Source organism: Methylophaga sp., assembly GCF_030651745.1.
Window position 1 is genome coordinate 1 of the sequence record NZ_JAUSCC010000039.1, and the last position, 24,959, is coordinate 24,959.

Annotated in this window: 20 protein-coding genes; 7 read left to right on the top strand and 13 right to left on the bottom strand. The window is 46.3% G+C overall.

The features are described from left to right. Positions 1–120 precede the first annotated feature (120 nt). Positions 121–1,503: an argininosuccinate lyase gene (argH, locus tag Q7V21_RS04080; protein WP_304916054.1), complete on the top strand. Its 1,383-nt coding sequence runs from the start codon at positions 121–123 to the stop codon at positions 1,501–1,503. Positions 1,504–1,595: 92 nt separating this feature from the next. Beyond that, positions 1,596–2,870, top strand: a complete 1,275-nt coding sequence (locus Q7V21_RS04085) for a DUF5924 family protein (RefSeq protein WP_304916055.1) — start codon at positions 1,596–1,598, stop codon at positions 2,868–2,870. 47 nt (positions 2,871–2,917) lie between these two features. On the opposite strand, the gene Q7V21_RS04090 is transcribed toward Q7V21_RS04085, so the two are convergent. Genes Q7V21_RS04090 through Q7V21_RS04105 form a run of 4 tightly spaced genes read right to left on the bottom strand, consistent with a single transcriptional unit; the run spans position 2,918 to position 5,543 of the window. Further along, on the bottom strand, positions 2,918–3,133 hold the full coding sequence (locus tag Q7V21_RS04090) for a hypothetical protein (RefSeq protein WP_304916056.1): 216 nt from the start codon (positions 3,131–3,133) through the stop codon (positions 2,918–2,920). A gap of 27 nt (positions 3,134–3,160) precedes the next feature. After that, a complete protein-coding gene (locus Q7V21_RS04095) occupies positions 3,161–3,511 on the bottom strand; it encodes a DUF3325 domain-containing protein (RefSeq protein WP_304916057.1) in 351 nt (116 codons plus the stop codon). Continuing rightward, positions 3,511–5,157, bottom strand: a complete 1,647-nt coding sequence (locus tag Q7V21_RS04100; protein ID WP_304916058.1) for a PepSY domain-containing protein — start codon at positions 5,155–5,157, stop codon at positions 3,511–3,513. The genes Q7V21_RS04095 and Q7V21_RS04100 overlap by 1 nt, the downstream gene beginning before the upstream one ends. Beyond that, positions 5,154–5,543: a hypothetical protein gene (locus tag Q7V21_RS04105; RefSeq protein WP_304916059.1), complete on the bottom strand. Its 390-nt coding sequence runs from the start codon at positions 5,541–5,543 to the stop codon at positions 5,154–5,156. The genes Q7V21_RS04100 and Q7V21_RS04105 overlap by 4 nt, the downstream gene beginning before the upstream one ends. 282 nt (positions 5,544–5,825) lie before the next feature. Here Q7V21_RS04105 and Q7V21_RS04110 point away from each other — a divergent pair, with 282 nt between their 5' ends. The 4 genes from Q7V21_RS04110 to Q7V21_RS04125 all read left to right on the top strand — a co-directional run bounded on the left by Q7V21_RS04110 (position 5,826) and on the right by Q7V21_RS04125 (position 13,380). Beyond that, entirely contained in the window at positions 5,826–7,292 is a 1,467-nt protein-coding gene (locus tag Q7V21_RS04110) for an acetamidase/formamidase family protein (protein WP_304916060.1), read from the top strand. 80 nt (positions 7,293–7,372) lie between these two features. Then, positions 7,373–9,802 (top strand): acetamidase/formamidase family protein, encoded by a 2,430-nt coding sequence (locus Q7V21_RS04115; protein ID WP_304916061.1) that lies wholly within the window; start codon positions 7,373–7,375, stop codon positions 9,800–9,802. A 237-nt stretch (positions 9,803–10,039) separates the two neighbouring features. Next, positions 10,040–12,112: a catalase gene (locus Q7V21_RS04120; RefSeq protein WP_304916062.1), complete on the top strand. Its 2,073-nt coding sequence runs from the start codon at positions 10,040–10,042 to the stop codon at positions 12,110–12,112. Positions 12,113–12,219: 107 nt separating this feature from the next. Then, complete coding sequence (locus tag Q7V21_RS04125) at positions 12,220–13,380, top strand: DUF748 domain-containing protein (protein ID WP_304916063.1); 1,161 nt, start codon at positions 12,220–12,222, stop codon at positions 13,378–13,380. Between the two features lie 33 nt (positions 13,381–13,413). On the opposite strand, the gene Q7V21_RS04130 is transcribed toward Q7V21_RS04125, so the two are convergent. The 5 genes from Q7V21_RS04130 to Q7V21_RS04150 form a co-directional block, all read right to left on the bottom strand. After that, positions 13,414–13,710 (bottom strand): Rho termination factor N-terminal domain-containing protein, encoded by a 297-nt coding sequence (locus Q7V21_RS04130; protein WP_304916064.1) that lies wholly within the window; start codon positions 13,708–13,710, stop codon positions 13,414–13,416. A 172-nt stretch (positions 13,711–13,882) separates the two neighbouring features. Continuing rightward, positions 13,883–16,339 carry a TonB-dependent receptor gene (locus Q7V21_RS04135; protein ID WP_304916065.1) on the bottom strand — a complete coding sequence of 819 codons (2,457 nt, stop codon included), beginning with the start codon at positions 16,337–16,339 and terminating at the stop codon, positions 13,883–13,885. Positions 16,340–16,419: 80 nt separating this feature from the next. Beyond that, positions 16,420–17,394, bottom strand: coding sequence for a FecR domain-containing protein (locus tag Q7V21_RS04140; RefSeq protein WP_304916066.1), 975 nt, complete (start codon positions 17,392–17,394; stop codon positions 16,420–16,422). Beyond that, positions 17,391–17,930 carry a sigma-70 family RNA polymerase sigma factor gene (locus tag Q7V21_RS04145; RefSeq protein WP_304916067.1) on the bottom strand — a complete coding sequence of 180 codons (540 nt, stop codon included), beginning with the start codon at positions 17,928–17,930 and terminating at the stop codon, positions 17,391–17,393. Before Q7V21_RS04145 ends, Q7V21_RS04140 begins: the two co-directional genes overlap by 4 nt. A 104-nt stretch (positions 17,931–18,034) precedes the next feature. Continuing rightward, complete coding sequence (locus Q7V21_RS04150; protein ID WP_304916068.1) at positions 18,035–18,709, bottom strand: Fe2+-dependent dioxygenase; 675 nt, start codon at positions 18,707–18,709, stop codon at positions 18,035–18,037. A gap of 49 nt (positions 18,710–18,758) precedes the next feature. On the opposite strand from Q7V21_RS04150, the gene Q7V21_RS04155 reads away from it, so the two are divergent. Next, positions 18,759–19,556, top strand: coding sequence for a hypothetical protein (locus Q7V21_RS04155; RefSeq protein WP_304916069.1), 798 nt, complete (start codon positions 18,759–18,761; stop codon positions 19,554–19,556). Between the two features lie 99 nt (positions 19,557–19,655). Here the strand turns inward: Q7V21_RS04155 and Q7V21_RS04160 are convergent, their stop codons facing one another. The 4 genes from Q7V21_RS04160 to Q7V21_RS04175 form a co-directional block, all read right to left on the bottom strand. Continuing rightward, on the bottom strand, positions 19,656–20,780 hold the full coding sequence (locus tag Q7V21_RS04160; protein ID WP_304916070.1) for a PepSY domain-containing protein: 1,125 nt from the start codon (positions 20,778–20,780) through the stop codon (positions 19,656–19,658). A 12-nt stretch (positions 20,781–20,792) separates the two neighbouring features. Continuing rightward, entirely contained in the window at positions 20,793–23,189 is a 2,397-nt protein-coding gene (locus Q7V21_RS04165) for a TonB-dependent receptor (RefSeq protein WP_304916071.1), read from the bottom strand. 101 nt (positions 23,190–23,290) lie between these two features. Then, positions 23,291–24,259, bottom strand: coding sequence for a FecR domain-containing protein (locus tag Q7V21_RS04170; protein ID WP_304916072.1), 969 nt, complete (start codon positions 24,257–24,259; stop codon positions 23,291–23,293). A gap of 10 nt (positions 24,260–24,269) precedes the next feature. Further along, entirely contained in the window at positions 24,270–24,770 is a 501-nt protein-coding gene (locus tag Q7V21_RS04175; RefSeq protein WP_304916073.1) for a sigma-70 family RNA polymerase sigma factor, read from the bottom strand. Positions 24,771–24,959 lie beyond the last annotated feature (189 nt).

Here is a 24,959-nt window from a genome sequence, read left to right on the forward strand (position 1 = left end):
ATGAAACAAACACCAGTTAATAATTGATAGTGTGTTCGATTCTAACATTTTCCCCTGCGGATCCACGAACAGCCGCGTTATAATGCCGTCTTTTTCTGCCAGCAATCACAGGCCCGTGCCATGACCGCATCCGATAAAAAGCTCTCTTCTGCCCGTCTTACCCAACCAACCAATAAGTTTGTTGAGGAATTCACTGCTTCTGTCACATTTGATAAACGCGTGTATCGGCAGGATATTCAGGGTTCTATCGCCCATGCCACCATGCTGTGCAAAGTTGACGTGCTAACGGCAAAAGAACGTGATCAAATCATCACCGGTTTACAGCAGATTGAGAGCGAAATCGATAACGATCAGTTTGAATGGTCGATTGCACAGGAAGATGTGCATATGAATATCGAATCCAGACTGATTAAACTGATTGGTGAAGTCGGTAAAAAACTGCATACAGGTCGCTCTCGCAATGATCAGGTGGCAACCGATGTACGTTTGTATCTGCGCGATATGATTGTGCCGATCCGTAGCGAATTACAACGCCTGCGTTCCACTCTGCTGGATGTTGCCGAACGTGAATTCGATACCATCATGCCTGGCTTTACTCATCTGCAAACGGCGCAGCCTGTGACCTTTGGCCACCATATGCTGGCCTGGTTTGAAATGCTGACCCGTGATCTGGAACGTCTGGATGATTGCACTAAACGGGTCAACAGTCTGCCATTGGGTGCAGCAGCACTGGCCGGTACAACCTTTCCGATTGATCGTGAATACACGGCTGAACTGCTTGGCTTTGAACGTATTTGCCGCAACTCACTGGATGCCGTCAGTGATCGCGATTTTGCCATTGAATTTAATAGCTTCGCATCATTACTGATGATGCATTTATCGCGCTTTTCTGAAGAACTGATCATCTGGTCTTCCGCCCAGTTTGATTTTGTTGATCTGGGTGATGCGTTCTGTACTGGCTCATCCATCATGCCGCAAAAGAAAAATCCCGATGTACCTGAATTAGTTCGGGGTAAAACCAGCCGGGTTTATGGCAATCTGTTTAATCTGCTGACGTTGATGAAAAACCAGCCTTTGGCATACAACAAAGATAACCAGGAAGACAAAGAACCGTTGTTCGACACCATTGATACCTTGCTCGGTTCATTACGGGTTTATGCCGATATGCTGGCTGTGATCACCGTCAAAAAAGACAATATGCGTCTGGCTGCGCTGAAAGGTTATGCCACTGCCACCGATCTGGCAGATTATCTGGTGCGTAAAGGCGTGGCTTTCCGTGATGCACATGAAGTAGTGGGATTGTCGGTGGCGTATGCGATTAAACATAAAAAAGACCTGTCAGAACTGACGCTGCAGGAGTTACAGCAATTCAGCGATCAGATTGGTGAAGACGTGTTTGCGGTATTAACGCTTGAGGGCTCTGTAGCAGCTCGCAATCATCTCGGTGGAACGGCTCCTGAGCAGGTTAAAAAAGCTATTCAAATCGCACGCAATGAACTGTAATCAGGCTTGAGCCTGAACAGTCTTAAAGCCTTACGCGAAAGTGTATTAATGATCGTTATTTTGCATTTTTACGGTAGGGCCTGTTGATCCAAATGGCCTCATTAAAATCCTTTATATTGGCGCTGATTGAATTAGCGAAACGCTGGCCATGGCTGATTGCTTCAGTGGGTTTTGCATCAGGTGTTGCCAGCTATTTTTTAGTCGAACGTAAAGAATCTTTGGCACAGGTCATTGCCATCGTCATGTTGGTGAGCTGGGTGTTTCTGGTATTGGAAAACTGGCTACGTGAAAGTTTCAAAAAGCGCTTCGGCCTCAATATACCGCCAGCTTTAATGCATTACCTGACGCAGTTAGTCCATCAGGAAAGCCTGTTTTTTGCCTTACCGTTTTTTATTGCCGTCACCACCTGGAATCACACTCAGGCCGGGTTTACCGGATTACTGATTTTATGTGCGTTGATATCGGTTATTGATCCGCTGTATTACAAACAGCTGGCCCCGCGCCGTTCACTGTTTGTTATCTTTCATTCTCTGGCATTATTTGCCGTGCTATTGGTGGCGTTACCGATATTGTTACAGCTGACAACCGGTCAAAGTCTGGCTTGGGCATTGATTATTTCACTGCTGTTCAGCCTGCCAAGTTTAGTAAAATTTGTTGCCAATGGTCGCTGGTGGCGTCGGCCTTTAATGGGTTTAATGTTGGCCGCTTTAGCCGCTGGCTTATGGCAAGTACCAAGCCTGGTGCCTCCGGCAGCTTTGCGATTAACCGAATTTAATCTGGTACAACAGGTTGATCGTCAGCAACGTACCCACAGCATTCACATTGATCGCCTTGATGTTGCAAGCCTGAAACGTGACGGCATATATGCCTGGACAGCTATCCGCGCGCCGCGCGGCTTACAGGAAAAAATCCATCACATCTGGATGCACAACGGCAAGCAAGTCGATCGGATCACTTTGAATATAGAAGGTGGCAGTGAACAAGGCTATCGGGCCTGGACCCAAAAATTGAATTTTCCCAAAGATCCGATAGGTAAATGGCAGGTCAAAGTGGTGACGGATTCCGGACAACTAATCGGTATCAAGCGTTTTACCGTGGAAGCCAGCGTCGAAGAGCAGGAAAGTCTGTTTGACCGCCTTACAACACCGTTCCTGCAGGAATCACCCGAAGAGCAAGAAAACACGGAAGAACCTGATGAAACCTTGGAGCTAGAAAATACTGATGAACAAGAAAGCCTCTACGAGCGTTTAGTGCCATCGTTTATTCAGGAGATAACCGGAAGTCAGGACAACGCAGAACAATCGGAAACTCCTGAAGATCAGGAGAGTACTGAAATACAGGAAAACGCTGAACCATCTGAATCATAAGAAGATCAAGAAAATGATCAAGAGCAGGAAACCACCGAAGATCAGAATTAATCTTTACGATTAACGCCGATAAATGACGCGATGGTTAAAAACATCATCCATACCAGATAACTTGGCAACCAGACCGACCACCAGCCTTCCTCTAACGGCGAGGATGAAACTGGGTCAATATGCAAATAGGCATACAGATTCAAAGCCAGATTAATCAGCAACCCAATAATCGCTGTAATACTTAAGATCGTATCCAGTCTAAATTTTTTCATCGTATCTCCCCCGACCATACAATGAGCTCAGATTAGCCACAAAACGATACAGCTGGATAAGCCGATAAACGCCAGAACTAACGCTTTCGCCGCTGCAAAGCGCGGCCAATATGCCAATAAACTGACCAGGATCACGGCGGCCACTGATAACAATCCCAGCCAGACCACAATGCCTACCACAATGCCCCACACACTGATCACCGGCCATAAGGAAAATATCAGCACGGCGATTGAGACCAACCGCAACAAACGGTTGTCACCGTAAGATAATTTAGCCGCATTGAGTTGCGAATAATGCCGTGGCATCGCCAGACTCAGTCCGGTCATACCGGCATAACACAATGCGGTTCCAAGCAGCATCATCAGCAACATCTGCATTACGCTGCCTCCGATTTTGGCTTATAAATTCTGGAAGCTTCAATTACGGTTTTTTGTTGTTTGCGTTTGAGTATTTTGACGGTGAAAATACCCAACACGCCGAACAGCAGAACCGTTAATTCAAAGGCAACATTCACCCAATCCCCCTGCATGAGATAGACGATTAAATGCTGACCCGTTGTCAGCCAGTTCATCACTGGCAGCAATAAACATAAAACGACAAAAGCGACTAATTGCTCTATCCAGGCACGGGATGCAGGTCTTAACGCAGCATGCAGCAAACTACCCAGCCAGATAAAAAAGAACAGTTTGATTTCCCAGCCAGCTCGGCCAGTGACCTCTAAAGGCAACAGTCGATTCACCCAGAAAAAAGCCACACAAGCCACCATCAAGCCACTGATGGCACTGATATTGAGCACTTCAATAACACGGTAAACTTTTGGTGTCTGCGCACCAAATTCATTCAGAGATCTTTGGCGACGTTTCACCATAAAGAGAATGGCACCGGTAGCCATCATCACAGTACCGGCCATACCGAGAATGAAATAGAGCCAACGCACGGTATAACCACCAAAATTGGCAAAATGTAAGGTCCGCATAATGCGCTGGGCGGCAAAGGCATTACTTTTATCAAACATATCCGGCGCTTCGATATGCAGCAATTCACCAGTAACAGCATCCAGAATGACCTGCCCCTGGCTTAAAAATAATAATCGTCCGGCATTTTTTTCCGCTTCAAACACGCCGAATATTTTGGCTACCGCACTACTGTCGCCTGGATGTTCCACACTGATGAAACCAGCCGGCTTTTCCAGGTGGGCTTCAGCTTTTTCGAATAATTCTGTTAATGGATATACATCAGCTTCAATTCCGGTTTCAGGACGATGTTCAGGCTGATTAAACACCTCAGCAAAGAACGTTCGTGGGCTATCGTAATTGGCCATGACTCCAGCAGGCATATATATAGATACAAAAATGATCAGTCCGGTGTAGGCAATCATTAATTGAAATGGCAGCGATAAAACGGATGATGCATTATGCGCATCCAGCCAACTACGCTGGCCTTTGCCGGAGCGGAAAGTAAAGAAGTCCTTAAAAATACGTTTATGAATGATGATGCCGCTGACCAATGCCACCAGCATGATCATGGTAAAGAATCCCACCATCCAGATCCCGGCCATACCGGCATGAAACTCAAAATGCATATGCACGAAGTGATGGCCGCCCTCGGTTTCACGCTCCTGCTGTGGTGTTAATAATTCACCGGTGACCGGATGTAACCGAACTTGCTGGAATTCATCGTATTCATCTTCCCAGGAAAGACCAATAGCCGGGTCAGCTTCACTGGGTAGGCGTATCCTCCAGAGATGGCTTTGCGGGGCAATATCTCGCAGATAGGCTTCACCTTTGCTGACCAACTCCAGACGTTGCTGCTGAGTACTGGCCTGTGGATCAAATTCACCAACCTGAACTCTTTCAGGATTCATCCAGCGAGTGATGGCATCATCAAATACGCAAATGGTGCCTGTCAGAAAAATGGCAAATAAAACCCAGCTGGCAACCAATCCACCCCAGGTATGCAGCCAGGCCATAGCCTGACGAAAACCTCCCAGTTCTTCAGTACTGGTTTGTGATACTTGAGTCATCGCAGCCACTCCGTCAACAGTAAGCCGGATCCACCAATAATCAGTGTCCCCAATAGCAATCCGCCCCAGGCACGCTTGGCATTTTTAACGGCAAATACCCAGATAATCACAGCGGTGTATACAGCAAAGCTCAATAGTGCACTGGTGATAACCGCGTCAGCACGAGATAAGGGCAGAACAGCGGCAATTAAAATCATCACTGCAGAAGTCAGCAAGTAGCCACCAAAGGTAGCGGCCAGCACCAGCGACACTATTCGGCCAGGGTAAGACAAGGTCATATTGGGGTATTCCATACAAATGTTTTTATCGCGAGCAAAATCTTCATTGATCGATAGCTTTACGGCACCAGCGACAGTGCAGCCGGCCAGAAAATCTTTATCTTTCATTGGGTGATACAAGAGGCATGAGAACACCTCACTAATGCGATAGATTATCGTTTGCATTCGCAATTAACAAGTCTCTATATTCTTCCGGTTAAGGATTAACCGTTAAATCACTTGGTTTTATAAAAGCTTTTTCAGAATGTGATAACGCCGAAAGCCATGCCATCGACAAGAATTAGTGCGCCAGCCGACAAGAAGAAATGCTATTCCACAGAACATAATAGCTACACGTGCCGCACTGCCGTGGCACCTCCGACATCTAGTAGTTATCCGAGGGGAATCATTATGACAGAGCATATTTGCACACCAGGTTGTACACACGGCATCACAGCAGAAAATAAAAAAGACGTTGTTGAAGAGTTTGATACGGCAAGACGATCTTTTATTCGTAACGCTTTTGTTGGCGGTGGAGCCGCCTCATTAGGCGCCATGGGCGTGACCATGTCACCTATGAGTTTCGCTGCAGCTGGCGCCACTGGCACTGTTGATCCTGACGCGCCAGGTCCAATGCACTATTACATCCCCGCCACACCGGAAACCGTTATGTGGGGTTACTTCAGCAAAATCGCCAAACCTACCATTGAAATTGAGTCTGGCGACTTTGTCACCATGGAAACCCTCACTCATCACGCCAATGATGATGCCGAACGCATGGTGAAAGGTGACCCCGGTGCGGAAAGCATTTTTTATTGGGATGCCAAACGCAAAGGTGTCGACCGGCGTGGTGCCGGTCCAATGGATGCCAAGATTGGAGCTGGTGGTGGTGCCGGAGTACATATCTGTACTGGACCGGTACGCATCAAAGGTGCTCAACCGGGCGATATTCTTGAAGTACGTATTGCCGATGTGACACCCAGACCCAGTGGCAACCCGAATTACAAAGGTAAAACCTTTGGTAGTAATGCCGCCGCCTGGTGGGGTTTTCACTATGGAGATATGCTGACCGAACCGAAACAGCGTGAAGTCGTCACCATCTATGAAGTCGACGCCACCGGTGAACGTAACTGGGCCAAAGCCATTTATAACTATCGCTGGACACCACAAACCGATCCATTCGGCGTAGTACATCCCACTATCGACTATCCCGGTGTACCGGTGGATCACAGCACCATCACCAAAAAAGAAAATATCCTGCGCGATATTCGCATTCCGATCCGGCCACACTTTGGCACCATTGGTGTCGCACCGGCCGAAGCCGATATGGTGAACTCGATCCCGCCCAACTATACCGGTGGCAATATTGATAACTGGCGGATTGGCAAGGGAGCAAAGATTTACTTCCCTGTCGCTGTTGATGGCGGCATGTTCTCGGTTGGCGATCCGCACGCCTCCCAAGGCGATTCAGAATTGTGTGGCACTGCTATTGAGTGTTCATTAACCGGCACTTTCCAGTTCATCCTGCACAAAAAAGCCGATTTACCGGGAACGCCACTGGCGGAGCTGAATTATCCATTGCTGGAAACGCAGGATGACTGGGTTTTACATGGATTCAGTTATGCCAATTATCTGGCCGAGCTGGGCCCTAATGCGCAAGACGATATCTACAGCAAATCTTCGGTTGATCAGGCTATGCGCGATGCCTATCGTAAGATGCGTCACTTCTTGATGACCACTCAAGCTTTGGATGAAGACGAAGCCATGTCGCTGATGTCAGTGGCGGTCGACTTTGGCATTACGCAGGTTGTGGATGGCAACTGGGGCGTGCATGCGATCCTGAAAAAATCCATGTTCCCGGCGCGAGGTAAGGGTTGAGGGTTGAGGGTTGAGGGTTGAGGGTTCTGGCATAACACTTGCGAAAAGAAGTTTCAGTATTCAAGGAATAAGACACCATCGTGACTGACCTGAAACGCTTTTCTGCCAGTGCTATACCGGCAGAGCTACGCCAGCCAGCCTGGAATGAAATACTTTCCAGGCTCGGACTGGCGAGCCATGCCACAGGCATTGATACGCCAAATGACAGTGGCCATATGGCGCTGTCCATATCGGCACGCAACTCAGTATTTGTTCAACTGACTGCCGCACCACAAATTCTGTCACCTGTTGCCAGCAAAGCAACTCAACCCTTACAGGGCACTGTATTGGTGCTCGCTTTGCTTGAAGGCACCGCACAGGTGCTGGATGCCGATCAAACCGTCAAGCTAAGTTCGGGCGACATCATGCTGCTGGACCCAAGCCAATCCTGGCAACTGGCGCTGCAAACCCGTTTTAGAATCCTGTTTATCAAGCTAGAATCCTCCAGCTTTCTGCTCAGGCTGGTGCGTACCGGTCGACAGCAAGCCAATCGCATCAGTACTCAGCAAGGTATAGGCGCTTTATGCCTGAACATGCTGCAATCGCTGACCGATCAACTGCAACATATGGAGCGCAATGAGCTGCCCGCACTGGAAGCCACACTGGCCGAGTTGCTGGTAGCCTGTCTTTCACATAAGCACTCAGAAGAAAATGACGATGCCACAGACGTGCAACTGGCTCACTTACGCCGTGTTTGTCGTTCCGTGGATGCACGGCTTGACGATCCGGAGTTAAATATCGAACAGATCGCCAGCCAGGAAGGATTATCAGCCCGCTACTTACAAAAACTGTTCAAGAACAGTGGTACGACCTTCAGCGAGTATCTGAAGAGTCGGCGGATCCAACACTGCTGTATCGATTTGGCCAACCCGGCATTGGCGCAGTTCAGTATTGCCCAGTTATGTTACCGCTGGGGATTTAATGACGCAGCGAACTTCAGCCGTACTTTTTCGCAGTACATGGGCATGTCACCAAAAAGCTATCGCGCTGCTCCGCCGCAGGATCTGCATGAACAGCTGAGACGTGGTTGCCCACAAACCTCCCCTTCTTCCCGTTCATCCATTAGCGCTCCAGTCGAAGCACACCTGGATGACGATTTACAGAAACGCCGCAGGCCCTTTCAGGAAGTGCTAGACGATCATGCTCGCTACGCCCTTTCACTGCGGCTTGCACCCAAACGCGTGTCGTACTCACAGGATCCGGATCCGCTACCTACACCACGGCAATATTATCTGCCAGTGTCGGATAAAACCGTTCACTGGGGCTATTTCAGCAATGAGATCAAACCGGTGTTAACCATCCGCTCCGGCGATATTGTGACCATCGAAACCTTGTCCCAGCATGCCAGTGATGACTGTGAACGGATGATTGATGGCGACCCAGGTGCACAAAGTGTTTTCCACTGGACGCATAATGCCAAAAACGTAGATCGGCGTGGTGCTGGTCCGATGGATGCCAGCATTTTTGGCCGGGGTGCCGGAGAAGGTTTTGGCGTACATATCTGTACTGGCCCTGTTTATGTCACCGATGCCGAACCCGGCGATGTGCTGGAAATACGCATACTGGATATTCAACCCCGGACCAGCTGCAGCCCGGAGCATCAAGGCAAACATTTTGGCAGCAATGCCGCTACCTGGTGGGGCTTTCAATATGACGATCTGCTCACCGAACCCAAAAAACGCGAAGTCGTCACCGTTTACGAAGTGCATCAACACACCCACCCGCCACATGCCAAAGCCCTCTATAACTTTCGTTGGACACCACAAACAGATCCTTATGGCATTGTGCACCCGACCATTGATTACCCCGGCATAGTGGTTGACCATTCCAGTATCGATAAGCAATTCGGCATACTCGAAAAGGCGACGATTCCGGTACGACCACATTTTGGGGTGATGGCCGTTGCTCCACGTGAAGCTGGTTTAGTTGATTCGATTCCGCCAAGTTATTTTGGCGGCAATATGGATAATTGGCGTGCAGGTAAAGGCAGTAAATTATTCCTGCCGGTAGCCACCGCTGGAGCACTGTTTTCGGTTGGTGATCCCCATGCTTCTCAAGGTGATTCAGAGTTATGCGGCACCGCTATCGAGTGTTCATTAACCGGTGTATTTCAGTTGGTTTTACACAAACAACGGGATCTAAAAGGCAGTTTTATGGATGGCCTCAGTCATCCGTTTCTGGAAACCCCGGATGAATGGGTATTGCAAGGCATGAGCTTTTCAGACTATCAGGCAGAGCTGGGGCCTAACGCCCAGACTCAGGTATATAAAAATTCATCGATGGAAGCCGCCATGCGCGATGCCTTCCGAAAAGCTCGTCACTATTTAATGAAAGAACACCAGCTAAGCGAAGATGAAGCCATTTCTCTGATTTCCGTAGCCGTGGATTTTGGTATTACCCAAGTAGTAGATGGCAATCTAGGCGTACATGCCATTATTCGCAAAGCCATTTTTCCGGATTACAAAGCCTAACCCCACCAGGCTTCTGTTTATGATTAAGGGTTGGTGCCATTTACCTATCCGTTAGTTAGTTATTTATCCATGAAAAATTCTTTTTAAGCCAGCAACCAGCGGCTCGCAATACACAAGCATTCTGTGATGCAGTTCTCTTTACTCAGGTTAATGCGATTAGCTGAGCCCGGCGCAGAATAGATTTTGATTTTTTCACAAATCACTCTCCCTCTATTCACCGCAATCTAAGGATAAGTCATGGATAAAACCGATCCGAAAATAAACCGAGGTCATGGTGGAGAAACCCATCAACAAAAAACCGCTGATACCTCAATACTCACTACCCAGCAAGGCGGTCCGATTGCTGACGATCAGAATTCTTTAAAAGCCGGAGCACGTGGTCCGACCTTAATGGAAGATCATATTCTTCGTGAAAAGCTGTTCCATTTTGATCATGAGCGTATACCAGAACGGGTGGTGCATGCTCGTGGCTTTGGTGCTCACGGTTATTTTGAAACCACCGAGTCTTTAGCAGACGTCACCTCTGCTGATATTTTCCAACGTAAAGGCGAAAGAACCCCTGCCTTTGTACGTTTTTCAACCGTAGCTGGCAGTAAAGGTTCAGCTGATCTGGCGCGTGATGTTCGCGGTTTTGCCGTCAAACTGTATACCAAAGAAGGCAACTGGGACATTGTTGGTAATAACATCCCTGTGTTTTTTATTCAGGATGCAATGAAATTTCCTGATCTGGTTCACGCCGTCAAGGAAGAACCCGATAGTGGATTTCCTCAGGCGCAATCCGCCCATGATAATTTTTGGGATTTTGCGTCATTGATGCCGGAAAGCATGCATATGCTGATGTGGCAAATGTCAGATCGTACGATTCCACGCTCATTTCGGTTTATGGAAGGCTTTGGCGTTCACAGTTTTCGACTGATTGATAAAAATGGCAAAGCCCAGTTTGTAAAATTTCACTGGAAACCGAAACTGGGCATGCAGTCAGTTTTATGGGATGAAGCGTTAAAAATCAACGGGGCCGATCCAGATTTTCACCGTCGTGATTTATGGAACGCTATCAGTCAGGGTGACTACCCTGAATGGGAACTGGGACTGCAGATTTTTGATGATGAATTTGCTGATAAATTTGAGTTTGATGTGTTGGATGCTACCAAACTGATCCCTGAAGAACAGGTTCCGATTCGTGTAGTTGGCCGCTTAGTGCTCGATCGAGTGGTAAGTAACTTTTTTGCCGAAACCGAACAGGTCGCTTTTTGTACCCAAAATATCGTTAAAGGTATCGATCATTCTAATGATCCCTTGCTGCAAGGCAGAAACTTTTCCTATCTCGATACCCAGCTAAAACGACTCGGTGGGCCTAATTTCACTCACATTCCAATCAATGCGCCAAAATGCCCGATGCATCATTTCCAGCAAGATGGACATATGGCGATGCACAATCCAACCGGCCGAGCCAACTATGAGCCCAATAGCTGGGGTGAAGAAGAAGGTGGTCCTCGTGAAGATCCGGCGAGAGGCTTTGAAAGTTATCCTGAAGATGTATCAGGACCAAAAGTCCGTGAACGTTCTGAAACTTTTGCTGATCACTACAGCCAAGCCAGACAGTTTTTCATCAGTCAAACGGAGATTGAGCAACAGCATATTATCAATGCGTTTTCGTTTGAACTCAGCAAAGTCAAAACACCAGCCATCCGTAAACGCATGGTCAGTCATCTGTTGAATATTGATCAACAATTGGCCGAGAAAGTGGCCGAGAAACTGGGTATCGATCCGTTGCCAAAACCGGCTGATGCAGCAATGCCAACACGTGATGATTTGCCAGCCTCAGATAAGTTGAGCATTCTCAAGAATGGTCCTGAAAGTTTCAAAGGTCGCAAAGTTGGCGTATTAATGACCGATGGATTCGATGCAGACATATTCAAATCGCTTGAGAAGTCACTTAAAGCCGAAGGAGCAATGTTTGAAGTAATTGCACCACATAGTGGTGAAATCAAAAGCAGCGCCGGCAAAACAATCACTGTGGATGAGAAAGTCGATGGTGCCCCTTCGGTATTGTTTGATGCAGTTGTGATTTTGCCCAGCAAAGATGGTGGCAAAAAACTGGCTGAGATCCCTCAAGCCATAACGTTTGTAATGGATGCTTTCAATCACAAGAAATTTATCGGCTATGCAGATGACGCTATGTCACTTCTGGAAAAAGCCGGTATAAGTGAAATGCTGGATGAAGGCTGTCTGAAGTTGAGTAATGACAAAACCACCGACAAATTTACCAAAAATTGTCGTGATCTTCGTTTTTGGCAGCGTGCCGGCTAGTTAGTTTGTACATTGAAATAACGTGCTGATTTGTATCACCCGTTTGAATGATCAAGCGGGTGATATTGGTTGTGATTGCTATAAAACTTCTTAATAGGGAGATCGCCATGGTCGCCAGACGCTATTCCTACACACTGATTATCCTGGTTTTACTCGCTGTCGCTTTAATCATTCTGCGTATGCAATTGCCTTCAATAGTTAAAGACTATTTGAACGACAAGCTGGCCAATATGGATAACTATCAAGGCGAAATTGCTGATGTCGATATTCATCTGTGGCGTGGCGCCTATTCTGTTGATCAGCTTGAAATCACCCAAAAAGACCAACCTTCCGTAGTATTTTTTAAAGCCGAGACCATAGATACATCAGTAAGCTGGAAATCTTTATTTAAAGGTAAAGTTGTCGCCAATGTTGATTTAATAGATGCCGAACTGCATCTGATCGATGATGGATCTGAAGACAAACCGGATGAAGAATCCACCTGGCGGCAGACAGTACAGGACATCATTCCATTACAGATAGATCAATTAAATATCCTAGATGGTGAAATTCATTTCCATAACTTCACCTCTGATCCGCCGGTCCATCTGGTATTCCATCAACTCAATGGTGAAATTAATAATCTGAGCAACGCTGATCGTAGTGAAGGGCTTGAATACGCCAATTTTGATGTGCAGGGACTATTATTTGATAACGCCAACGCCACGATGAACGGGCATCTCGATCCCTTGGGCGATTTTCATAATTTTGAGCTCAACCTTAAAATCACCGGCATCGAACTGATTAAACTCAATGATGTTTCTGAGGCCTATGGCAATTTCAATTTCAAATCCGGTAACGGCGATTTTGTAATGGAGTTGCAAGCTGAGGATTCTCAATTAACCGGTTATGCCAAACCCGTTTTGGATAATGTCGAAATTTTTGATTTGGAAAAAGATCTTGAAGAAGGCATTTTCAATGCTGCCTGGCACGCGATAGTCGCTGCTTTTGGTCAGATATTCCGTAATAAACCCAGAGACCGCATTGCCACCCAAATTGAAATCCGTGGCGATCTCGATCAGCCTGATGTCAGTGCTTGGCAGGCGTTTCTTTCTATTATGCAAAATGCATTTGTCAACGCCTTTGAAAGTGATTTTGGCCGGGAAACCGATGCGAAGGCATCACCTACACAAGATAAAAACGCTAAATCTGAATCTCGCTCTGAATCAGAAACTGAAACGGATGCTGTGAATTGTCAGCTTCAGCCTATGTGGGAGCAATGCGATTAATCGATATATCGCCAGCAGTAAGATTAATAGGCCTTAGTTGTTCCGAATAGCGGCTACCAATTCCGACTTACTCATTTTGCTACGTCCCTTGATGTTTAATTGGCTGGCCCGATTATACAATTCCTGCTTAGTACGCGATTCCAAAGAAGAATTAGGGTTGCCAGTTCCTTGTGTGGTCTTCGATGGCGTGCGCCCTTCCTGACGCCGTTGTTTATTCACCGTACGAGCGGCAATCTCTTCGGCTTTATCGGTCTTTTTGCCGCTTTTTTCCTGCTGATCTTTAATATGCTCATATTGACGTTCATCTTTATCTGTCCATTCGGCAGTCATAATGAACCTCCTATTAATAGCTTAAGAATTGACTAAACCAGATTACCAATTCCATCAACACGATGACTTTAGCCTTGGTTAAAGTTGCGGTACTTAGTAGCACAGACAATAAAAAGGCCCTGTCAGAAAAAACTGGCAGGGCCTTTTTGATCTTTATGATTTTCTATCTTAATTAGAAATCATATTTCAATGTCAGATTGGCGTTACGTGGTGCACCATAGGCTAACTGACTGTAAAAACCGATATTGGTGTAATACTTTTCGTCAAACAGGTTATTGATATTCAGCTGGGCACTTAATGCCGGTGTTACCTGATATTTAGCCATCAACCTGACAATCGCATAACTATCCTGCTTTAACTTTTCGACCTGACCTAATGGATTAGTAGCCATTGTGTAGTTAGAGCTTTCCCAGTTGACGCCACCACCCAAGGTTAATTGATCCAACCGATAGCTAGTAAACAAGGTTGCTGTTCGACGTGGATGACGAGTATTCACAGCTGTACCGTCGGCATCTTCGGCTTGGAACTGTGACCAGCCCACCATCAAATTCCAATTATCGGTAATAGCGCCAGATATTTCTGCCTCAAACCCTTTACTGGTAGTGCCTTCTGCAGCGTAGTAAGCCTGATTAATAGTGCCGGGGATCAAATTACCGACATCGGCCTGTGCCAGATTGTCCTGCTCAATACGGAAAACTGAAACCATTGCATTGACCCGGCCTTGCAGATATTCAGCCTTGATGCCCGCTTCATAGTTTTCACCTTCCAATGGATCAAGGTAATTGCCATTGAGATCCTGATAATCCTGTGGATTAAAGATATCGGTATAACTGACATAAGCCGAATAGATATCATTAATCTCATAGATCAAACCAGCATAAGGCGTGACAACCTGATGATGATCAAAGTTATAGCGATCACCATTCCATTTCATGCCTTCCATTTCCCAGTTGGTAATACGACTACCCAGGATCAATTTCAGCGGATCGGCAAGTGTCAGCCGAGCAACGGCATAACCGCCAACCTGTTTGGTTTTTTGGGTGGTGTAGGTGGTTTTTTCACCCCACTCAGGCTCAGAATATGAACCGTCCCATTCGTAAAAGCTTCCTGGTGCTGTGGCGACTCGTGGCCGGTTATCGGTAATTAAATCCTGTTTACTGTGTAAAAAACCCACCGTCAGTTCATGACTTTTGCCGGCAAAATCGAAAGGCAGGGATCCATAAATATCAATATTGTCCTGCTCTCTTTCCACATCGTACCAAGTCGGGCTGGCAGACATACCAAAGCCCGTTGTCCTGTCTGGTGCCCCGGACAGATATACCAACCTTAAATCGGCTTCATTGATGTTTTTGGTATATCCGGCATAAAGTTTTAAGCCAGAATCAAATACATGCTCAACATTGGCAAAATAGTTGGTATGGGTTGAACTCCACTCCGTCCAGTCGGCTGCCGTGGTTTTTGAACGAGACCAGTCTGTTCTACCGCCATCACTAAACCAGGTTGGTAAACCACCCCAGGTTGAGCCTGTAGGTTTATTTTGTTGTTGGCTAATACCGATATTCATTAAGGTGTTGTCTGTGATATCAGCCGCTAAAGTGCCATAAAACACGGTTTTTTCATTTTCCAGCAAATCGATAAATGAACGCTCATCCAAATAACTACCAACCACTCGACCACGTACTGTTCCGGCTTCATTAAGTGGCGTAGAAATATCGACCGTACCTTGATAGCGATCCCAGCTGCCCGCACTAACAGAAGCATGCCCGGTAAACTCTTTGCTATCGGCTTTTTTACGTACCAGATTAATTGCCGCGGAAGGGTTACCTGCCCCGGAAATCAAACCACTGGCACCACGGACTACCTCAACACGGTCATAAATTACCGTATCCATTTGTGACTCACCCGCCGCCCAGCCAGATGTCCAAGTGGTTGGAACACCATCTATTTGATAATTATCAATATCAAAACCACGAGCCGAAAAGCCAAATCGAGAACTATCGAAAGACTTTGCCGTAACACCGGTCACCGTATTAACGACATCGGTCAGCGACTCCAGCTGCATATCATCAATCATTTGCCGGGTAACCACTGATACAGACTGTGGTGTTTCACGAATAGATAAACCCAGTCGCGTCGCGGTATTCATCGATCCGGTAGTGTAGGAATTAGTGCCTTCGGTATTACTACCTATGCCAGTGGCATTAACCTGTACCGGTGCCAAAGTTACGCTATCAACTTCTGTAGTATTGGCTGAAGCGCTTTGTTGCAATTGATAGCTATCAGCAGCGGTTTTCACCACTTGTAAGTTAGTGCCTTGCAAGAGCTGCTGTAAAGCGGAATCCACTGAATGGTCGCCTGTCAGTCCTGAACTTTGCAGGCCACGGGTTAACGCAGCATCAAAATAAATATTCACTCCTGCCTGACTGGCAAAACGATTTAACACACTGCCTAACTCACCAGCCTGAATGGAATAGCTTTGGGTGACCGTCTCGGCCATGGTCATTGTCGAATACACACTGACCGGCATTAATAACGCACTGCATAACAACAATTGCCTGCTGGAACCTGAGATCCGTTGGATAGCACGAACAATAGGCGTTTTTTGGGGTGTCGATAGATTAGTTTGCATAAGTCCTCTTGTATGAATAACGCAAGTTAATGGGTTACCCACAAAGACGAAGCAACTTCTAAAAAGGTATAAGTTTGGGATTATGCAGGGTGAACTGAAACCCAATAACGACTGCGGAAAGTCACGGCAACCGGAAACAGTCGACTCACCGCCATTAACGCCTGATCGGTATTGGTGACATCAAAAGTGCCACTGATATGGTATTTGGCGAGTTCGGGTTCAACACGAATAATGCCGGGTCGATAACGGCTAAGTTGATTGAGAAACTGATCCAGCGGCATATCGTTAATGACCAGCTTTTGCTGCAGCCACGCATCTTCACCTTCGGCGAGAGTGGTCAGCGGCTGAAATTGATTATGACTAAAAGTCAGTTTATTTCCCGCCGAACAGATCATCTGTTGTTTGTCCGGTAAGCTGACTTTGACTTGATGCTGGAAGACCTTCAGTACCGTTTTATCCGATTGTTGATGAACGGAAAAACGAGTGCCCAAAGGTTTTAACAAACCTTGTTCAGTTTGAACGTAAAAGGGCCTGATATCTTGGTTAGAGCTGGTAGAAATCATGATCTCACCTTGTTTAAGGTGCAATCTGCGCTCTGTCGGAGAAAATTCAACATTGATTGCCGACGCACTGTTGAGCGTTACCATAGAGCCATCGGCCAAGGTCAGCTGTCTTACTTCTCCGGTGTGAGTGTAATGATCTGCCAGCATCAAACTGGCAGGAGAATACTGCCAGGCTAACCAACTCGAAGAAGAGATGACTCCAAGCCCGGCAATGCTTTTCAGTATGTTTCTACGGGGATTGGCAACTGGCTTTTCTTCGTCACTATTGAGGGAATCAAAGGCCAAATCTCCGGGCAGCCCTTTAAGTTTCTGCTGCAATTTCTCCAGCTGTTGCCAGGCCCATTGATTTTCAGCCTGCTCAATCAACCACTGTTGCCAGGCTCGACGATGTTTTTCAGTAACGGATTCTGCGCTGAGCTCCACATGCCACTGGGCAGCATCCTTTAACGCTTTTTGTTGTTGCGGTGTGATATTTGCTGACGCGGCGATCATGCATCTAACTGCTCATATATTGAGAACATCAGGCAGTGCTGCGTGGCTTTTGCCATATATTTTTTCACCGAGCTTTCTGACAAGCTCATTTCCTCAGCAATTTCCCGGTAGGTCATACCTTTGAGCTGAGACATTAAAAATGCTCTTTTCACTTTTGCCCCAACTCCATCCAGCATCGCATCAATTCGATACAGCGTTTCCAGCAAAATCAAGCTTTGTTCTGACGAAATGCCTTCTTGCTCTGGTTGCTGTATTAAAGCCTGCAAATACGATTGCTCAATGGTCCGTCGACGGAAATGATCAATCATCACACGCTTGGCCACAGTCACCAGATAACTGCGGGGCTCACGTATAGACTCGACTTTGCCACTGAAATCCGGCGCTGTTAGCAATCTTACAAAGGTATCCTGCGCCAAGTCTGCAGCTTGATGCGAGCAATTCAACCGCTCGCGTAACCAGTTTTGCAGCCAGCTGAAGTTGTTTTGATAAAGTTTTTCCAGACTTTCCGTCGAAGGTGAAGGCAATGGCGCATTCATAGAAATTATTCTCAACCGCTAATGATAATGATTCGCAGTTGCATTCTATGATAATTATCTTTTGAGAGCAATTAATTGGAAAAACAATAATTGCTAGTGATGAGTTAACGATCCAACCATTGTCGTAGCAGATTATTACGTACTCTCGAGAGTCGATCATATTGGGCTGTCTTGCCGTTTTGATTGAATTCTTCGCGTAATGACTGCTCCATATCAAACAGGATTTCACGTTGATTCGGGTCTCGTACCCGGCTGGTCACCCAACCGACAATGACCAAGCGTTCACCCTCAGTGACTTCATTGACCCGGTGTAAATAGGTTGAGGGATATAACAATAAATCACCGGCATCCAGTTTCCAGCTACGTTCGCCGCTGCTGTCTTCCAACACCAGTTCACCGCCTTGATAATCGGTTTTATCCGACAAAAACAAGGTAAACGAAATATCGGTGCGTTGATTATTGATCAGCGCTTCATCGACATGGGTGCCGTAACGCATGCCGGGCTGATAACGACTTAACAGCAAACGGACGAACTGTTTTGGATGTGCTGCCTGCAAAAATAAATCATTGGCCAGCAGGCGTTGCTCAACCAGTTTTAAAACACCACCAACTTCCACCATATCGGCCTGCTGATTATGTTTTACCTGAATGGCAGCCCGGCCAGCCGTGCTCTGTCCGTCATGAAACGGGACATCCTTGATGGATGCTTTGATAGCGTCTAGATCAATTGCAGATAAACACTGTGAAAGATGCAGGATCATATTGAGAATGCTTCTCATTTATGGCAAAGTAAGTAACTTATCATACCCCCACTCAGAGAGACAGACTATGCAAGAAAATCGTAAAAAATGGTTAAGCATTGGCGTTGCATTAGCCAGCGGTATCAGCCTGAATGCCTCCGCCGCAGATATGTCGCATGATATGCATTCCGCCACTGACAATATGGTTATGGCAGCGACTGGCGAGGGTGAAGGTGGAGGCGTCACCGAGACCGATCTGAAAACCAATGATGTGGCGTTTTTAACCCGTTTAGGACTTATTCGCGGTCATTTGCTGGTGGGGTATGAACTGTACAAACAAGGTCAGGTAGATATGGCCATCACCCATATGAAACATCCACGCGATGAACTGTATGCGGGTCTGGTTCCATCAATCGAATATCGTGGTGGCGAGCGCTTTGACGATGCACTGAGTAGCCTTGCGGATAAAGTCACCAATAAAGCTCCTCAAGCAGAAGTCGACAAAGCCTATGAACAACTGGAGTCAGGTATCAAAGCTGCCGAAGCGTTGGTTAAAGTCGACTTAAAAAATGTATTGCTGAGCATCAATGAACTGATTGAAACAGCTGCTGAAGAATATGCACTGGGCGTTGAAAACGGCAAACTCATTAATCTGCATGAATATCAGGATGCTTACGGTTTTACTCAAATCGCCAAACGCCGCCTGGAACAACTGCCCAAAGCAACCCGTAAAGAATCTGCCAATACCGTTAAACAAGTGGAAGGCTATTTAGCTGAACTTACCGATCTCTGGCCAACCATTGCTCCCGAAGGTGATGTGGATGGTGATGCCTCCAAACTGTATGGAACGGCGGCTCGTATTGAAATCAGTGCGTTGGGGCTTTAACTAGATTCATTAAGGCCTCTATACCCAAGGTGTAGAGGCCTTATCATTTCAAATCTCTATTAATGTTCTGCTCACTTTGACGAGTCACGCTAATTAAACTCAACTAAGCTTTCTCTTGGCATTTTTAAGCCGCAACTTTCTAAGCCACAGCACCACACCAGTAATCGCTAATAACAATGGGATGAATCCTGCAATCATCCATATGATTCGTCCTGAGACGCCGAGAAATTGGCCAGTGTGTAATGGCAATTGCCATGCAGCGTAGCTATCTCCCGATAAATTATTTTGCGGTTCGTCTACATGCAACACTGATCCACCCTGACCGACAAAAACAAAGATATTGCCATAGGGTCCGGCAGAGCCTTTTTCCCTCAGATACACCGTATATAGGTTTTTATCGTGATGATTTCTCAGGTAATAAGCCTCGGTATCTGGACGCACTTGCAAGGCAGCTTCAATCGCTAAATCAAAACCTTTATCGACTGCAAACTCAGACTGCGAAAAGGTTGCAGGAAATGGAGGAGTCATGGGCAAAATTTTTGCGATAGCTGGACGAATCACAACATCCATATTCCACCACAGACCTGTCCATAAGATAACGACAAACAATGCCGAAAAAATCAGGCCTGATGCACGATGCAAATCGAACATGAGTCTGGAGGAACCTGCAGTCCATTTAATGCTTAGCGCCTTACGCCATTTGCTTTTTTTAGGCCAGGCAAGCCAAACGCCAATCAGCGTGACCAGCAGCCATAAAACAGTGGTAAAACCCAATAAATATTTACCAAACGCACCCAAGCCTAAACTGTAATGAAACCGATAAATAAATGGCATTAAGTGGCTTCGAGCAAGACTGGTTCGTTCGATATCCCTGTGACCGAGGATATGACCGGTATAAGGATCTATAAATACCTCATCGATTCCCGAAGTTTCACCTGCCAGATAAAAAATCACGCTGGATGCACTATCTCTGGCCAGAATAATCCCATGAACCATAGCCGTTGGATAAGTGAGCAAAACCTGCTCTGACAACTCGTTCAATGATTGAGAGTTGTCTCCAACCGCGACCTGATACCAGGCTGGATTTAGCCAGTTATCAATCGCTCGCCAGAAAGCAATAGCCGATCCTGTCAGACCGGCTATAACAACAAACAGCAGAATAAAAATGCCAATCCAACGATGCAATAGCAGCCAGAATGAGCGCTGCGTAAACAGTACTAACATCGTGACGTTTTTTTACATTTCAGCTCTTAAAGCAATACCAAATGTTCTAGGAGCACCAACATCCAGAAAATTATTGCTCTGATTATTGGTTATATACTCACGATCCAGCAGATTTCTGACGAAAGCTGAAACGGTGATATTTTTCGATAATGGATACTCTCCATTGAGATTCACCAACGTCACACAGTCGTTGTTTCGCTCCGAGGCAATACCAGAGTCATAAGCCAGCGTAATACTCTCCGACTGATAGACAATATCGCTGCTAAGCCTTAATCCGTTAACAAAACGATAACTGCCACCAAGTGAGGCTTTATACCTCGGTGCATAGGGAAATTTTTGTCCACTCAGATCCTGACCATCCATATTAAAATCAAGATATTCAGTATGGTTATAGGAAGCTCCGGCAAAGACAGTGAAGGCACTATTCACCAGATAGTCTGCTGAAAGCTCTAAACCCTTCAGTCTGGATTTTGCAGCATTCGCTACCGTGGCAATTCCAAGTTCATCTGAGATTTCAACCTGCTGATCTTTCCAATCGGTGTGATAAATATTGAGATTGGTATTCAAGCGATTTTGTAACCAACTGCCACGCCAAGCCAACTCATAGGTACTGGTGTATTCCGGATCATAAGGGCGGTGGGCTGTTGAGGTGCTCAAATCGACACCACCACCACGATAACCTTTTTGCCAAGTTAAGCCGATAAGATGATTTTGACTCAGCCGATGACTGAGACCAACTTTTGGCAATAGCTCAGTGAATGAGTTATTTTCATTGGCCGATTCAACGGTCGCCAAGCCTAAAGGGTCAACATACTGAAACTTGGTGTTGTTTTTTTCGTGATCCAAACGCATACCGGTGATCCAGGTCCAGTTATCAATAAACTCCCAGTTCACTTCACCGAAAATGGCTTGATTACGTATGACGATATCGCCTTGTGATATCAGCGCTGGATCATTAAACCCACTTAGGTTGAGATTAACCCGATCATCAATATCGTTACTGTGCTTAGCGTAATAGAGACCAACGAACCCCATTAAGCGTTCACTTTCATAAGTGAAACGAAATTCCTGGCTTAACAGATCCTGTTTATGTTTGCGAACAGCTTCTCGCTCAAGTGTGACGGTCTGATCAAAGTCCAATAGAGAGCTATAGTTAGACCAGGTTCCACTGGATAAACTGGTAAATGTCCAGTTATCCGACAGGTAATAATCCAGTTTGGCCGAGGCGGTATTTTGGTCCAGAGCATCTCTTTCAGCGGTATTAAGAAAATGGTCGTAATACTGTGGTTTACCATTTTCTGCACTGACGGTATTCGCCCCCCTCTTTTGCTCTGTACGGTCCATCGTTAACAGCAAATCCATTTTTTCTGTGGGTTGGAACAACAATTTCCCACGAATATTGACCGCACGTTGAGCATCCCCATCTCTGTCGAGGGTTTCATTCTTGATATAACCATCCATTGTTTGATAATCAACAGCCAAACGGCCTGCCAGAAGATTGTCCACAATCGTGTTATTGGCAACGAATGAAACGCCTTGTTCACCGTAGCTGCCGAAATTGGTTTGAGCAGAAAACTCCGGTTGAAAAGTTGGATCATTGGTTTTTAATACCACGGCTCCAGCCAGTGAATTTCGTCCTTGGGTGGTAGATTGTGCTCCACGGTAAACCTCAACTTGTTCCACATCCCATAATCTTAGAGGATTCATGGTGACCAGCCGGTGAGTCTGGGCAGCGCCATCCACAAACACAGTTATTGCACCATTCATCGTGCCTGCCCCTTGGGAATCAAATCCTGAAACTGGTACACCACGAATCCCCCAGTTTTCATTTCCCGATTGCGTATAAATACCTGGAGTTCTGGCCATAATATTTTGCAGATCCTGATCGGCGTGATCCCTTATATCTTGCTGACCAAATACCGCCACACTGGATAATGTGTCCTGTAGTCTACGATTCATTTTTTCGCCTGAAACGATCACTGCAGGTAATTCAATTTGGTTATTGATGGACTGTGACTGTGTTTTATTTAGTGTGAAACTGCCATCTGCTCTTTGGGAAAACGTCAATCCACTTCCAGCCAGCAACATTTCCAAAACCTGCTTTTCTGAATATTCGCCAGAAATACTTGGGCTGGTTAATCCGTCGGTGAGAGCGGAATCAAATGACAGTGGGATCCCTGCACTGACAGCAAAATTGGATAAGGTGCGTCCTAATGGACCTGCGGGGATATGGTAGGTTTTAATTTCAGTGGTATTGAGTGCTGATACGTCAGCAAAGCTGTTGCCGCTGAGGGCTATGCCAGTTGCCAATGCCATGCTCAGCAGAGCATTGCGGTTCGACAGATTAAGATAGTTAGGCCTTAGTGCTTTGGATGTTATTGGGGGATAAGGTGGTTTTAGAGTGGACATTCAGCTGATCCTTGGTTAAGTCAAAATGTGTGCTTCACCCTCCTTGCCAGCTGAAAGCAAAAAAAGTATCAGTCTGTTCACATTTTTATTTATTGCTGATTTCAAACGGGTAACAGATTGATCCAGTAACCGTGCATATGTGATGTCAATTTAATGGGATAAGTCGAGACCAGCATGCGTAATGCCAAATCAGTGTCAGAAATAGGATACGAACCTGACACAGGCAAATTGGCAATGGCTGGATCGCATCTCACCATGCCGCTTCGATAACGGCCGAGTTCGGATACAAATTCACCCAGCGGCATTTTATCCGCCAGCAGCATGCCTTGAGTCCAGGTGGTTACAGCTTGATCCAGCGGCGTTGGAAGTTCAACGGTATGGCGGTTAAAGCTGATCTGCTCGCCTGCGTTAACAATAATTTGCTGTGATAAATCAGCCTCTGTTGGTATAACTTTTACCGCACCTTCCAATACACCTAGCTGTGTTGTGTTTTTTTGCTGGTATACCCTAAATCGAGTACCTAATGCTTCGAGTGTTCCCTGCTTGGTGCCCACGATAAATGGACGGTGGACTGACGCAGTATCAACTGCCGTTTGCACCAGTATTTCGCCGGATCGCAACCAGACAAATCGTTGCTGATTATCAAATTGCACATCAACCGATGTCGCTGTATTCAATGTCAGCTGAGAGCCATCTGCCAGTTGAAACTCTCTTTTTTCACCACTGGCGGTGTGATAATCAGCTGTCCAACCCTGTGATTCCACTATGCGCCAGCTACCCCAGCCGACAGGAGCTATTGCCAACAAAATAGCCAACTTATTAAGAATAGCGCGTCGATTAGGGTTATCCGGTCGGTCCAGTGCGGGTATCGCTAACGACGGGGGCAAGGCGCCCAATTTATTGACCAGCAATTCAGCCCTCACCCAGGCACGGACATGATCAGGATGCTGTTGCTGCCAGCGAAGACAGGCCTCGCGATCAGCATCGGTGACTTCTGTGGCACTTAATCGCATCAACCAGTCAGCTGCCTGATCGAGTATTCGAGGATCAATAGCGTTGATTTTGGGCATGCTGGAGAAATTATTCCATTACCAACAGGCAGTGGCGAAAAGCCTGTTTCATATAACGTTTTACCGTAATCAGCGATACACCAATCTGCTCGGCAATGATTTCGTATTTCAATCCCTCAATCTGCGATAGCAAAAACGCACGTTTCACCAATGGCGGCAAAGCATCCAACATTTGGTCGACTTCGTTGAGGGCTTCAAGGATAAGATAGCGCTGCTCTTCCGAGGGGATTTCCTGAGGTGGCAGCAATGCCAATGCGTCAAGATAAGCACGCTCCAAAGCCTGACGCTGATACCAGTTCACCAACAAGCCTTTGGCAATCGTGGTCAGATAGGCACGGGGTTCGTTAATCCGAGTTTGTGTGCGGCCCGCTAAAATACGCGTAAAAGTATCCTGCGCTAAATCATCAGCTTGATAACTACAGCCTAATTTGGATCTTAACCAACCCTGTAACCAACTGTGATGGTCAATATACAAAGACTGAACTTGCTGTTTGGTCTGGTTGATCGACATGAAACGCCTTTAGCCTATGGCAAACTCACCATTAATCGCGAATAAGAATTGTTCGCAATTATATTGAGCTGTGCTGGGACATGCAAATCTCTGAAAGAAACACGTTGCTTGTTTTACCTTTTACAAAGACCAATACAATTACGGGATTCAATAGCTTGATATGGTTCAACCTTAAGTTAGGCTCTATTA